The 13,685-nt window shown below is 35.1% G+C and carries 11 protein-coding genes; 8 read left to right on the top strand and 3 right to left on the bottom strand.

Features of this window, described 5'->3' with window-relative positions; all coding sequences use genetic code 11:
- Nucleotides 1-76 precede the first annotated feature (76 nt).
- The 3 genes from gap (at nucleotide 77) to AB674_RS01880 (ending at nucleotide 2,446) form a co-directional block, all read left to right on the top strand.
- Complete coding sequence (gene gap, locus AB674_RS01890; protein ID WP_047773388.1) at nucleotides 77-1,081, top strand: type I glyceraldehyde-3-phosphate dehydrogenase; 1,005 nt, start codon at nucleotides 77-79, stop codon at nucleotides 1,079-1,081.
- Nucleotides 1,082-1,212: 131 nt separating this feature from the next.
- The gene (locus AB674_RS01885; protein ID WP_047773386.1) at nucleotides 1,213-2,064 is read left to right on the top strand and encodes an N-acetylglucosamine kinase; all 852 of its coding nucleotides are present in this window, start codon (nucleotides 1,213-1,215) and stop codon (nucleotides 2,062-2,064) included.
- 10 nt (nucleotides 2,065-2,074) lie between these two features.
- On the top strand, nucleotides 2,075-2,446 hold the full coding sequence (locus AB674_RS01880) for a methylglyoxal synthase (protein ID WP_047773384.1): 372 nt from the start codon (nucleotides 2,075-2,077) through the stop codon (nucleotides 2,444-2,446).
- A gap of 449 nt (nucleotides 2,447-2,895) precedes the next feature.
- Here the strand turns inward: AB674_RS01880 and AB674_RS01875 are convergent, their stop codons facing one another.
- Nucleotides 2,896-3,276 (bottom strand): RidA family protein, encoded by a 381-nt coding sequence (locus tag AB674_RS01875; protein ID WP_047773382.1) that lies wholly within the window; start codon nucleotides 3,274-3,276, stop codon nucleotides 2,896-2,898.
- Between the two features lie 86 nt (nucleotides 3,277-3,362).
- Nucleotides 3,363-6,080: a putative LPS assembly protein LptD gene (locus AB674_RS01870; protein WP_047773755.1), complete on the bottom strand. Its 2,718-nt coding sequence runs from the start codon at nucleotides 6,078-6,080 to the stop codon at nucleotides 3,363-3,365.
- 82 nt (nucleotides 6,081-6,162) lie between these two features.
- On the opposite strand from AB674_RS01870, the gene AB674_RS01865 reads away from it, so the two are divergent.
- The 5 genes from AB674_RS01865 to AB674_RS01845 all read left to right on the top strand — a co-directional run bounded on the left by AB674_RS01865 (nucleotide 6,163) and on the right by AB674_RS01845 (nucleotide 11,226).
- Nucleotides 6,163-7,290 (top strand): N-acetylmuramoyl-L-alanine amidase, encoded by a 1,128-nt coding sequence (locus AB674_RS01865; protein ID WP_047773754.1) that lies wholly within the window; start codon nucleotides 6,163-6,165, stop codon nucleotides 7,288-7,290.
- 50 nt (nucleotides 7,291-7,340) lie between these two features.
- Entirely contained in the window at nucleotides 7,341-8,306 is a 966-nt protein-coding gene (locus tag AB674_RS01860) for an MlaD family protein (RefSeq protein ID WP_047773381.1), read from the top strand.
- A gap of 5 nt (nucleotides 8,307-8,311) precedes the next feature.
- On the top strand, nucleotides 8,312-9,649 hold the full coding sequence (locus AB674_RS01855) for a (Fe-S)-binding protein (RefSeq protein WP_047773379.1): 1,338 nt from the start codon (nucleotides 8,312-8,314) through the stop codon (nucleotides 9,647-9,649).
- Nucleotides 9,650-9,747: 98 nt separating this feature from the next.
- Nucleotides 9,748-10,539 (top strand): (Fe-S)-binding protein, encoded by a 792-nt coding sequence (locus AB674_RS01850; protein ID WP_047773378.1) that lies wholly within the window; start codon nucleotides 9,748-9,750, stop codon nucleotides 10,537-10,539.
- Nucleotides 10,540-10,743: 204 nt separating this feature from the next.
- Nucleotides 10,744-11,226: a hypothetical protein gene (locus AB674_RS01845; RefSeq protein WP_047773374.1), complete on the top strand. Its 483-nt coding sequence runs from the start codon at nucleotides 10,744-10,746 to the stop codon at nucleotides 11,224-11,226.
- Between the two features lie 59 nt (nucleotides 11,227-11,285).
- On the opposite strand, the gene AB674_RS01840 is transcribed toward AB674_RS01845, so the two are convergent.
- Nucleotides 11,286-13,667 (bottom strand): TonB-dependent siderophore receptor, encoded by a 2,382-nt coding sequence (locus AB674_RS01840; protein WP_047773373.1) that lies wholly within the window; start codon nucleotides 13,665-13,667, stop codon nucleotides 11,286-11,288.
- Between the last annotated feature and the right edge of the window lie 18 nt (nucleotides 13,668-13,685).

Genomic DNA, 13,685 nt, shown 5'->3' with positions numbered 1-13,685 from the left:
AGTGAGAAAGAAATGAAGTTTATTGTGAGGAAATTAGACTTTAAATTAGCGTAATAAAAAACAAAAATTAAGTAAAATGTCAAAAGTAAAATTAGGAATAAACGGATTTGGACGTATTGGAAGAATCGTTTTCAGAGAATCTTTCAACAGAGATAATGTAGAAGTAGTTGCAATCAATGACTTATTAGATGTAGATCATTTAGCTTATTTATTGAAATATGATTCAGTTCACGGTCGTTTCAACGGAACTGTAGAAGTAAAAGAAGGAAAATTATACGTAAACGGAAGAAATATCCGTATTACTGCCGAAAGAGAACCAGCAAACCTGAAATGGAATGAGGTTGATGTAGATGTAGTGGCAGAATGTACCGGTTTCTTTACAACTCTTGAAACAGCAAATGCACATATCACAGGTGGTGCTAAAAAAGTAATCATTTCTGCTCCGTCTGCAGATGCTCCGATGTTTGTAATGGGAGTAAATCACGAAACGGCAAAAGCATCTGATACAGTTGTTTCGAATGCATCTTGTACGACGAACTGTTTAGCTCCTTTAGCTAAAGTTATTCACGATAATTTCGAAATTGTTGAAGGTTTAATGACTACGGTTCACGCAACAACTTCAACTCAAATGACTGCAGATGGTCCGTCAAGAAAAGACTGGAGAGGTGGACGTGCAGCTTCAATAAATATCATTCCTTCTTCTACCGGTGCAGCAAAAGCAGTAGGAAAAGTAATTCCTTCTTTGAACGGAAAATTAACTGGTATGTCTTTCCGTGTTCCAACGGCTGACGTTTCTGTAGTTGATTTAACGGTAAAAGTAGCTAAAGAAACTACTTACGAAGAAATTATGGCTGTTTTGAAAAAAGCATCTGAAACTACTATGAAAGGTATTTTAGGTTATACAGAAGATGCAGTTGTGTCTCAGGATTTTATTTCTGATTCAAGAACATCTATCGTTGATGCTACTGCCGGAATTGGTTTGAATTCAAGCTTCTTCAAATTGGTATCTTGGTACGATAATGAGTACGGATACTCTAGTAAATTAATTGATTTATCTGTGCATATTGCAGGTTTAAAATAATAAATCCTATTTTTGCAAAATCCCGTTATGTCAAAGTAACGGGATTTTGTTATATTGTTATTTCTTTAATTAATGTAGAAAGCACACTTTTTTAATTGTTTGAAGAAAAACTAATCCAAAAACTAAATAAAATGAAATTAATAGTTGATAGTGGATCTACTAAAGCCGATTGGATTGCAATTGATGATAATGGAAAAGTATTATTCACAACACAAACCCTGGGGTTAAACCCTGAAATTCTTGACGGTCCGGAAGTTATTGCCAGAATAAGCGATCGTTTTGATATTTTGCAAAACAAAAAAAATGCTACACATTTGTTCTTCTATGGAGCAGGTTGTGGAACGGAAAGAATGCAATCAGAATTATCGCGAATTTTTCGTGAGTTTTTTGAAAATGCAATTGTTGAAGTTCACGAAGATACCTATGCAGCGGTTTATGCAACTACTCCAAAAGGAGAATCTGCTATTGTAAGTATTCTGGGAACAGGTTCTAACTGCAGCTATTTTGATGGAAAAGTATTGCATCAGAAAGTACAATCTCTAGGGTATATTGCTATGGATGATTGTAGTGGAAATGTTTTCGGAAAAGAACTGATCAGGAAATATTATTTCAATAAAATGCCTAAAGATTTGGCGATTGAATTTGAAAGAGAATATAATTTAGAACCTGATTTTATCAAAAATAAATTATACAAAGAACCTAATCCAAACGCGTATTTAGCGACTTTTGCTAAGTTCTTAATCAAACATAAAGACACTGAGTTTTGCAGAAAAATCATTTTTAAAGGAATGAAATCGTTTGTTAAAAACTATATTAAACAATTCGATAACTGTAAAGAAGTTCCGGTACATTTTGTTGGTTCAATAGCTTTTTACTTAAAAGACGAATTGCAGGAAACATTTAATAAATATGAACTTCAGCTAGGTAACGTATTAAGAAGACCAATCGACGGATTGATTGCGTATCACGTTGCTAACCAATAGTTCTGTATTTATGGAGATCGCAATAATTGCACACGATGGAAAAAAAGCAGACATGGTTCAGTTTTTAAATAAAAATAAGAATCTTTTGCTTCGGGAAAATATAAAACTAATTGCAACCGGAACAACGGGAGGCAAAGCAGAAAAGGCTGGATTTAAAGTCCGAAAAATGCTTTCAGGTCCAATGGGAGGTGATGCCCAGATTGCAGCGAGAGTTGCCGAGGGTAAAACGCAGCTGGTTTTCTTTTTTAAAGACCCGTTAGCAAGTCATGCACATGAAGTGGATATTAATATGTTGATTCGGGTTTGTGATGTACATAACGTGCCATTGGCTACAAATGAAGCTACAGCGCAATTGTTGTTAAATGCGGTTACATTGCTATAGTTTCTCTAACATAAAAGAATAGTGCAAAATTTATTTGCCATAGGAACCGTTTCATTTGTGAGGCGGTTTTTTTATGCTTTGACTTGTAATGAATCAAGTCCAAAAGATGCGGGGATGTAAATTTCGCAGAGTCGCAAAATCGCAAATTTTTAAGGAAAAAGCAGCAAAAAAGGCTTTGATACTGCGTTCCATTTAGAGTAACCCAAAGTAATAAAGCAGAAAAGACAAGCGTAAAGCTTAAAAGTAAAAGAAAAAACTTTGCGACTTGGCGTCTTTGCGAGATTATCAAAGCGAGAAGTTAGGAAATGAAACTTAAAAAGCTGTGATAAAAAAGTATTAAAACCTGTTACTTCTGAAAAAAGAGAATAGAAAAAAACAACTATTTCTGGTTGGAGTATACAATGTGCCGCTGGTTATAAATAAAGCAACGGCACAATTGTTATTGATTGTTATTGCACAGCAATTATAGAAATTTCTACATTAACATTTTTTGGCAAACAAGCAACCTGAACTGTTTCACGAGCAGGAGCGGTTTTTTCGTTGAAATAAGAACCGTAAACTGTATTTATTGCAGCAAAATTATTCATGTCCATAATAAAGATAGTAGCTTTCACTACGTTCTCGAAAGTCATGTCAGCTGCTTCTAAAATAGCGGCAATATTTTGCATAACCTGCTCAGTCTCGTCATTGATATTCGCAGTGATCAGTTCTCCTGAAGCAGGATTGATTGCGATCTGACCAGAAGCATAAAGAGTGTTTCCTGATAATACGGCCTGATTGTAAGGACCGATTGGAGCTGGTGCTTTTTCAGTAAAAATTATTTTTTTCATAATAGTTGATTTTAAATGCTGAAAAGAGATTTTTTGAGCAACCTATTCCTGAGTAATAGTCTTGCAGTGTCTCTTTAAATATGATTTTATCGGGTCGAAACGCTTCGTTTGTTCCATTTGATATCACTAAGAACACCAGATTTAATTCCGATGAAGAAATTCCAGTTTGCATTATCTCCAAGTGGGTTCCAGTTGAATGCCATTCTCCAGCTTAATAAATCTCTTTCAAAACGGAATTGAGTAAACGTAACTCCTTTTTGTACAAAATCGTAACCCGTAGAAACTCCACCCTTCCATTTAGGGGTAATGTCCATATTGGCAGAAATCATGATAGAGTTTCCGCTAATTTTGTTTTCACGATTGGCATTTGTATAGGTTAAGGAGTACGCTAATGTCATGTCCCACGGAATTTTCGACTTAAAAAATTCGGTAATTACATTTTCTCCATCGTCTTTTTCGTTTGCAAATTGGCTGTTTCTACTATCATTTAGATCCGTATTGGTACCAAATAAATCATCTTTACGACCACCATTCCGTTCACTTTGCTGGTTTTCTTCTTTTCCACCCTTGTTACTGAACGAATAATTCATCGTTACATTTGCACTGGTCATTCTGAATAAGCTTCCGCCATTGTCAATGTTAAAAGTGTTTATTTTGGTTCCGGAGTTGTCTATAGCATAAGGATCAAGAGTAGCTCCAAAATTGACATTCATTTTATTGTCAAAAAATTGTGTTCCACCACTTACAAGTACAGGTTGCCAGGCTAAAACCTGTTTTCCGTCGGCATTAAAGTTATAACTGGTGCTAAAGTTTAAGTTGTTTAACAGCATGATTTTTTTAGCCTCTGTCTTTGTGCTGTCTTTGTCTCTTACTTTGGCTTCAAAAGTATTGCTTAAAGAGAATCCTACTATATTAGAATTGTCTTTAGATGGCGCACCGTAAACACCATTGTCAAATCGACTGTATTGAGTGGTAATAAGACCGGAAGCATCAACAGCATAACTGTCATAGTATTTTTCGAAACTTGGGGTGTAAGCGTAAGTTATAGAAGGACGCATGACGTGACGAATCGATTGAATTTTTTTATCTGCACCAAAGTTGAACGTTCCATAAATAGTCGTTCCTAAGTTTGTGCTGAAATTATAAGTTCTGAATGAATCAAAACCATTAACGGTTTTATCTACAACTTTACTTTGGCTTGTATCGTAACTTTTATCAATTGTTTTGGTCACCCAGGTTTCCTGATAATTGGTAGAGGCACCGGCACTAAAATATTTAAATAACTTAAAGTTAGTGCTTAAAGGGATGCTATGTTGCATACCGATCTTGGCATCTCTGAACATTTGCGGTTTAAAAAACAGAGAATCCGTTGTTACGATTTCATTTTTACCACTTAAGTTGTATTGTAAATTGATGTTTTTAATGAATCCTTTTTTCACGCCATCTTTTCCAACAAAAGGATATACACGATCCACACTTGCCTGTAAAGTAGGTAATGTCATGTTGATTTGTTCCGTTTGAGTATTCTGAGAGTGTGTGGCTGTCAACGAAAGACGAGCTTGCGGAATCGTATTAAAGGTTTTGTTGTAAGAGATCGATGAACTTAAGGTATTGTTCAGATTCGATCCAACGTTGGCCTGATTTATCGATTGTTTGAAGTATTTACTACTTCCCATATTTACAGAAGCAGAAAATGTTGAATTTGGGTTTGATTTAGTGTCTTTTGAATGGGACCACTGAATGTTGTAAATGTTTTGTTTCGAATAATCAGGGTAACCTCTTTCGCTGTTTATTAAATTTTCAAAACGTACATTTATATTTCCTCTATACTTGTATCTTGTGGCATACGCCGATTCGAAACGCATGGCATAACTTCCGTTGGTGTAATAATCTCCCAAAACCGTTAAGTCGTAATTATCGCTTAAAGCAAAATAATATCCCATGTTTTGCAGTGAAAATCCACGAGTATTAGAGTCATTGTAACTTGGTATAATAATCCCTGAAACACTTTTTTCCTGACTCATTGGGAAATAGGCAAAGGGTAAGGCCAATGGAGTAGGTACGTCAGCAATAACCATATTGGTTAATCCTGTAATTACTTTTTTTCCCGGAATAAATTTTACTTTACTGGTTTGGAAATAATATTCAGGGTTATCGATGTCTTTAGAAGTTGTAAAACGAGCTTTTTTCAAGAAATAAACAGAATCATTTTCTTTTTTGGTAATGGCCGCTTTTACTTTAAACTCTCCTTGTTCTGTTCTGGAATTGAAGATTAAAGCCTTTTTAGTTTTAAAATTAAATCGGATAGAATCGGGCTGAACTTCACTTGCGCCTTGTTTGAAGTTCGGATATTGTGTCAAAACTCCTGCGGAATCTTTTATTCTTCCGGCGTATACTTCATCTTTATCGTAGTTCAGTACAATTATACCGGCTTTCAGTTCAACATCTTTGTAGTATAATTCGGCTTCGTTAAAAAGCGTAATGGTTTTCTTTTTTTGGTCAATCTTGGCATAATCCTTAGCAACATACCTTACTTTGCCATCTAAAAAAGCCTTTTTAGGTTTTACAGTATCTAATTTAATAGTGTCTGTAACAACTGCATTAGGTTTCTCTGTTTTTTTCTCGGTTTTAGTTGCTTGTTTTACAGCTGGTAACGAGTTTTTTTTTGATTTTATCTCTTGGGAATATAGATTACCACATCCTAATGTTAGGAAAAATGATATTAAAACGATATTAAATAAGTTTGTATGCAAAGGTTTAAATGCTATTTTTGTAAAAGTATGGCTTGTTTTTTGACGTGTCAAACTTACATATAATTTTTTGTCAAAAATAATCAATTATAAAAATTATAGCAGTTGCATTTTATTAAAATTAACTTTTAGATTTATGAATATATTTAACAAAACTAGACTAATATTTAGTTTTTTTCTAACGATAATTACTTTTTGTTCTTACAGTCAGTCGAATGTGTTTAAAGTAACACTGGATGCCGGACATGGAGATCACGATTTTGGGGCGGTTTATAGCGGAAGAATAGAAAAAAATATTGCTTTGGCGATTGTGTTAAAAGTTGGAAAAATATTAGAACTTAATCCAAATGTTAATGTTATCTACACCCGTAAAACCGATGTTTTCATAGATCTTGTCGAAAGAGCCAATATCGCGAACCGTGCAAATTCCAATATTTTTGTTTCTATACATTGTAATGCAAACAAAAATACGGCAGCAGACGGAACGGAAACGTATGTAATGGGTTTGAGTAAAGTAGCATCAAATCTGGAAGCGGCGAAGAAAGAGAACTCGGTAATTACGCTGGAGAAAGACTATAAACGTAAATACGAAGGTTTTGATCCGAATTCTCCCGAATCAATGATCGGAATGACATTAATGCAAGAAGAATATTTGGACAACAGTATCTCATTGGCCAGTAAAATCGAAGATAATTTTGATAAACTTGGAAAAAAACTGCGTCAGGGAGGTGTAAAACAAGCGCCTTTTATGGTACTTCATAAAGCTTATATGCCAAGAGTATTAGTAGAAACCGGTTTCGTGTCTAATCCGACAGAAGGGAATATTTTAAATTCTGAGGAAGGACAAAATGATATCGCCAGAGCTATTGCGGAAGCTATTTTAAGTTATAAAAGAGAATATTTTGGTTCAGGAGTACCTGAAATGTCAGATGTAAGACCTGCAAAAGATACGTCCAGCGCAACAAAACAAAAGGCAGTTGAAACTCCGGTTGCGAAAAAAAACGCACCAAAAGGGACTTTCTTTAAGGTACAACTTATAGCAAGTATCAAAAATACACCGTTGGAGCCTAAAAACTTTAAAGGACTGAAAAATGTAACAATGTTATTTGAAAACAATATATATAAGTACTACTATCAAGAGACTTTAAGTTATGACGCAGCGCAAAAATATCTGCAAGAAGCTAAAGATAAAGGATATGGAGCTGCTTTTTTGATTGCATATAAGGACGGAGAAAAAATCAATATCCAGGACGCAATTAAATAATAGTCGCAAGTTCGAATATTTATATTAATTTTGTACAAACACTTAGAATTTTGAAACTAACAAGAGAAATTAAAACGGCTATTTTAGTCATCGCGTCAATTTTATTATTTATTTGGGGCTACAGTTTTTTAAAAGGTAAAGATCTTTTTACGAATTATAAAACACTATACGCAGAATACGATAATGTTGAAGATTTATCAGCTTCGGCACCTGTTACTTTAAACGGGCTTGTAATTGGTAAAGTAAGTAAGATTACAATTAATGAAACCACAGGTAAATTATTAGTTGAACTTCAGTTAAAAACAGATTTTCCTATTTCTAAAACCAGTAAAATATTTTTATATTCTCCAAGTTTAATTGGAGGAAAGCAGATTAAAATTGTACCCAATTTTGCTGATAAAGAACTTGCTGAAGACGGTCAGACCTTATCTTCATCTGTTGAATTAGGATTAACAGATTCTTTAGGAGGTAAAATAGAACCAATTCAGCAAAAGCTGGAAAAAATGTTGGTCAATATTGATGTTTTAGTTTCAGGACTAAACAATGTATTGGACAAAAAAGGTCAGGATGACATCAAGAAAACGCTGGCAGAATTAAGCCAAACTATGGAGCAGTTTCATAAAGCGGCCGGAAGTATGAATTCTATTTTAGATACCAATAAAGGACAAATTAATGGAGTTGTAACTAACTTTAATAAAATGTCAAGCAACTTTGTTAAGATATCAGATTCTTTAAATAAAGCAGATTTAGGAAAAACGGTTAAAAATCTGAACCAGACTTTAGCTAAAGTTGATGGTTTAATGAGTAATCTGAATTCCGGTAAAGGGACAGCAGGTAAATTATTAAATGACGATGCGTTGTACAATAATCTGGCTAAAACTTCAAAGGAATTAGAACTATTACTTCAGGATGTACGTCTTTATCCAACTCGTTATGTAAATGTTTCTCTTTTTGGAAAGAAAAACAAACCCTATGTAGCGCCTACAGAGGAGACTAATTCAACCACTAAAAAATAATTAGAATGAGTTATTTAGATAATATTTTATTCGCCATACTTCTTATAGTTGGTTTCGGTTTTTTTGCAAGGAGTGTAAAAAAGATCATCCGAAATATTAATTTGGGAGTAGATGTAGATCGAAAAGATAATTCTAAAGCACGCTGGAAAAACATGGCTATGATTGCTCTTGGGCAATCAAAAATGGTGAGACGCCCTGTTGCCGGAATACTTCATATTTTTGTATATGTAGGTTTTATAATTATTAATATCGAGTTACTCGAAATCATTATAGACGGATTATTTGGAACACATAGAATTTTTGCTCCTTATTTAGGGGTGGTTTATGATGTTTTGATTGCCTCTTTTGAAATACTGGCACTTTTGGTTTTAGTAGCAGTAATCGTATTCTGGATCAGAAGAAATATAATAAGACTGAAACGTTTTATCAATCCGGATTTAAAAGGATTTCCTAAAAGTGATGCCAATTACATCTTGTATTTTGAGATGGTATTAATGACCTTATTTTTATTGATGAATGCGACTGATTTGCATTTGCAAAATGTTCCGGGAGGATTTTCGCACTTTCATAAAGCAGGAAGTTTTCCGGTAAGTCAGTTTATCGCGCCGATTTTCAATGGTATGTCGAATGAATTGGTAATGTTATTGTGTGAAGCTTTTTGGTGGTTGCACATTGTAGGGATTTTGATTTTTATGAACTATTTGTATTTCTCAAAACACTTACACATTCTTTTAGCATTCCCAAATACGTATTTTGCGAACCTGAATCCTGAAGGGCAATTTGATAATTTAGAGTCGGTTACCAAAGAAGTAAAATTAATGATGGATCCTAATGCAGATCCGTTTGCTGCTGCTCCTGTGGATGAAAATGCTGCTCCGGCTAAGTTTGGTGCAAGTGATGTTCAGGACTTAAACTGGGTGCAATTGTTAAACGCCTACACTTGTACAGAATGTGGTCGTTGTACTTCTTCATGTCCGGCAAATCAAACCGGTAAAAAATTGTCTCCTCGTAAAATTATGATGGATACAAGAGACCGTTTGCAGGAAGTAGGAAACAATATTGATGCGAATAAAGGTGTTTTTGTACCGGATAATAAAACATTATTAAACGATTATATTACAGCAGAGGAATTATGGGCCTGTACTTCTTGTAATGCCTGTGTAGAAGAATGTCCTGTAAATATTAGTCCGTTATCTATTATTATGGACATGCGTCGTTATTTGGTGATGGAACAAAGTGCTGCTCCAATGTCGTTAAACGCGATGATGACCAATATTGAAAATAATGGAGCACCTTGGCAATACAGCCAACAAGACAGATTGAATTGGAAGAATGAGAATTAATTTAGGAAACTAAAAAGACTCAGGAATAAATTAAGAATTCAGATTTCAGAGTAATAAATGAAACTTTGAACTTTAAACTTTAAACAAAAGAGAGAGAAATGTCAGAAAGTTTAGTAGTGCCAACAATGGCAGAAATGCTAGCCGAAGGAAAACAGCCGGAAGTGTTGTTTTGGGTAGGTTGTGCAGGAAGTTTTGATGATAGAGCAAAGAAAATAACAAAAGCATTTGTACGTATTTTAAACCGTACCAATGTGTCTTTTGCAGTACTGGGTACAGAAGAGAGTTGTACCGGAGATCCTGCGAAGCGTGCCGGTAATGAATTTTTGTTTCAGATGCAGGCCATGATGAATATTGAGGTTTTAAATGCCTATGAAGCTAAGAAAATAGTTACTGCTTGTCCGCATTGTTTTAATACGTTGAAAAATGAATATCCTGAATTGGGTGGTCAATACGATGTAATTCATCATACGGAGTTCTTAAAAGGGTTAATTGACGATGGAAGATTGACCGTTGAAGGAGGGCAATTTAAAGGAAAACGTATTACTTTTCACGATCCTTGTTATTTAGGAAGAGCCAATAAAGTATATGAAGCGCCAAGAGACTTAATTCAGAAGTTAGACGTTGAATTGGTCGAAATGAAACGTTCTAAAGCCAATGGATTATGTTGTGGGGCAGGTGGAGCACAAATGTTTAAAGATGCTGAACCGGGAGACAAAGAAATCAACGTAGAAAGAACAGAAGATGCTTTGGAAGTTAAGCCTGATATCATTGCAGCCGGTTGTCCGTTTTGTAATACGATGTTGACTGACGGTATCAAACATCAGGAAAAAGAAGCTTCTGTAAGAGTAATGGATATTGCAGAGTTAATTGCTAATGCACAGGATCTGTAGACTAAGATTCTAAGTTTCTGAGGTACTGAGGGGCTAAGTTTTTAAGCTTGGATTTTTTTTCTTAAGGAACAAAGGTTTGAAGTTACAGAGGTTCAAAGGTTTTGGAAGCGGGGATTGAAAGTTGAATTTTTAGAAAATCTAAAATCAACAATCTAAAATCAGCAATCTAAAATCTACAGTCTAAAATCTAAAATAATAATAAAAATGTATATCCCTTTTGAAAATTTACCTGGTGAGTCCAGAATTTGGATTTATCAATCAAACAGAAAATTTTCTGATGAGGAATTTTCTGAAATAGAGTCTGATCTGAAAACGTTTGTTGAAGGTTGGGCCGCACACGGAACTAGCTTGGAAGCTTCGTATGAGATGAAATACAACCGATTTATAATCTTGGCTGTAAATCAGGACGTGCAAGCGGCAACTGGATGTTCTATTGATAGCTCAGTTGAGTTTATCCAAAGTTTAGAAAAAAAGTACAATGTTGATTTGTTAGATAAAATGAACGTTACTTTTAAATTGGGGGAGCATATTGCGCACAAACCATTAATTGATTTTAAGAAGATGGTTAAAGATAAATCGGTATCAGAGAATACGATTGTGTTTAATAATCTTGTAAATAATATAGAAGAATACAACGAATCATGGGAAGTTCCGGCAGCAGACAGCTGGCACAGTCGTTTTTTCTAAAAGTATTTAAAATAAGAAACAAACCCGACAGGTTTTTAAAACCTGTCGGGTTTATTTTTTTATAAATTGTAAACAAGATTCAATCTAAACCCTTGAGGATTTACAACTCTCCATCCATAATGTTTGTACCCCCATGCTCCCGGGTAGTAACCAACATAATTGTATCTGTTTGTTACGTTGTTTACCAATAAAGATATTTGGTATTTACTTCTCTTATAAGATATTCCGGAGTCTAGTGAAAACAAATTATCCGGTAAGTACTTTTCTTTGGTTACCGGCCACGCAGCTCTTTTGGCTTGATATTCGTACCCTAAAGTAAAACCTAAACCTTCTAACGATCCTTTTGTAATCGTGTATTTAATCCAGGCATTGCTGATGTGTTTCGCGGTACCGTACAACATCATTCCTACTTTATTACGATCATTGTCTTCAGTTACTTTTGCATCAGTAAAAGCATAGTTAAACATCACGTTCCAGTTGTTACCGATTGTTCCATTCAAATCAAACTCAATACCTTTTGATAAACTCTCACCTGTTTGTTCAGATAATCCTGGATTTTCAGGACCCGCAGATGTCAACATATTGGTTTTTGTTAAATGATAGAATGTTAAACCTGTCATTAATTTGCTGTTGAACCATGTTTTTTTGGTTCCGATTTCAGTGTTTTTTCCATAAGAAGGATCAGCGCTTCCACCACCCACTAGCATTCCGGTTTGTTCCTGAAAACTTTCGTCGTATAAGGCATAAGCAGTCCAGCTCGGAGATAGTACCCCTGTTACACTGAAACGAGGTGTAATCGCATCATTTTTTACACGTTTACCATTGTCAGCGCCACTTGTTTTGACCGTATTAGTGTATCTTAAACCTCCTGCAATTCGTAATTTGTCATCCAGAAAACGTGCTTCGTCCTGAATGTGAAGCGAGGTATAGCTGTAATTGGTAAGGTAGTTTGCGCCACGCTCACGTAACGATCTTGATCGGTCATAAGAAGGCAAGTCAGACTTTCTTAGTTTGCCATAAACAGGATTATAAATATTAAATACCGGACCAACGGGTTGATTTATAACAGTCCAATCGGCAACGTAGAATTTCTCTCCCATATCCAATCCTCCTAAAACAGCATGATTGACACTTCCGGTAGTGAATTTTCCTCTCGTAAAAACCTGTCCTACTGTTGAAGTATTTAAGGCGTCGTTTATACTGATTCCTCTTTGCACATCCCCTTTTTTCTTGTTGTTGGCAAGATCATCCACCAAAACAATGTTATTGTACATTCCGTACAAAGATTCCCCTTCCATTTCCGATTTTACATAACCAAATTGTCCAACAAGTAACCAATCCTCGTTGAAGTTATGGTTAATTGTTCCGAAAATATTCGTTTCTGCAGACTTTGTAGGATCCACAATAGGATCAGCAAAGTTAAATTCTTTTGGAACATCTTTAAATCCGTCTATTCCGTAAGAATATTTAGCAAATCCACCAACAAATGAATTTTGTGATAAAATATACTCTAAAGTAACATTTGTGTTTTCAGAGAGATCGTATTTCAAACTAGGATTGAAAACATATTGTTCATGCTCAACATATTGTTGAAAAGATTGTTTTTTGGTTCCCATTACGTTCAGCCTACCGGTTAATTTCCCGTCTTTGCTTAGTATCTCGTCAATATCTGCCGAAGCTCTGTACAAATTGTAACTGCCTAAAGTCATTTGGAATACTTTTTTCTGAGTACCCATTGGTTTTTTTGTTACAATATTGTAAAAACCTCCGGGTTGTGTATTTCCCATCATGAATCCTGCAGGGCCTTTTACAAACTCGATGCGTTCAACAAAAGAAATGTCTTCGCGGAGTGGTCCGAAGCTTCCGCTTACGTCCATTCCGTTTCTTAAATTCGATGCTGCAAATCCGCGAACAGCAAGTCCAACGCTACCTTCTTCCTGGTGTGTAATGGTTCTTACACCACTAATATTCCGGCTAATACCGTCGGCTGTGGTTAGAATTTGTTGGTCGCTTAAAACTTGTCGGTCAATTACCTGAATGTTTTGCGGTGTAAGCAATAAATTTTCACCGATTCGCAAAGTAGAGGATGGAATGGTCCTGCGGTTTGCCGACACATTCACAGTTTCTAATTCATATAAATAGGAGGACTGCGATAGGTTATAGACTAAATGTTGGTCGGTTTCTATAGTAACCGTATATGTTTTTACAAAAACCGGATTTTCTACTTGTATTTCGTATTTCCCCTTTGGTAAATTGTCAAAAATGTAGATTCCTTGAGAGTTAGTGTAAGTGGTTTGTTGCCCCTGATTCAGAATTACTTTTAAGGCGTCTAGTGGTTTTTCGTCAAAATCTGTGATTTTACCTTTTATTTGTCCGGAATTTTGTGCCCAAGTCATCATTGGAAAGATGATTAGGCTAAATAAAAATATTTTAACACGCATGTTTTCTTATTTAGAATT

The sequence above is a fragment of the Flavobacterium sp. ABG genome, from assembly GCF_001027725.1.
Taxonomy (GTDB): Bacteria; Bacteroidota; Bacteroidia; order Flavobacteriales; family Flavobacteriaceae; genus Flavobacterium; species Flavobacterium cupriresistens.
This window is presented reverse-complemented; position numbering and strand designations above follow the sequence as displayed.

Coding starts and splice junctions, on each gene's coding strand:
- AB674_RS01840 (WP_047773373.1), bottom strand. CDS start 13,667: ATGCGTGTTAAAATATTTTTATTTAGCCTAATCATCTTTCCAATGATG.
- AB674_RS01885 (WP_047773386.1), top strand. CDS start 1,213: ATGAAATTAATAGTTGATAGTGGATCTACTAAAGCCGATTGGATTGCA.
- gap (WP_047773388.1), top strand. CDS start 77: ATGTCAAAAGTAAAATTAGGAATAAACGGATTTGGACGTATTGGAAGA.
- AB674_RS01850 (WP_047773378.1), top strand. CDS start 9,748: ATGTCAGAAAGTTTAGTAGTGCCAACAATGGCAGAAATGCTAGCCGAA.
- AB674_RS01880 (WP_047773384.1), top strand. CDS start 2,075: ATGGAGATCGCAATAATTGCACACGATGGAAAAAAAGCAGACATGGTT.
- AB674_RS01845 (WP_047773374.1), top strand. CDS start 10,744: ATGTATATCCCTTTTGAAAATTTACCTGGTGAGTCCAGAATTTGGATT.
- AB674_RS01875 (WP_047773382.1), bottom strand. CDS start 3,276: ATGAAAAAAATAATTTTTACTGAAAAAGCACCAGCTCCAATCGGTCCT.
- AB674_RS01865 (WP_047773754.1), top strand. CDS start 6,163: ATGAATATATTTAACAAAACTAGACTAATATTTAGTTTTTTTCTAACG.
- AB674_RS01855 (WP_047773379.1), top strand. CDS start 8,312: ATGAGTTATTTAGATAATATTTTATTCGCCATACTTCTTATAGTTGGT.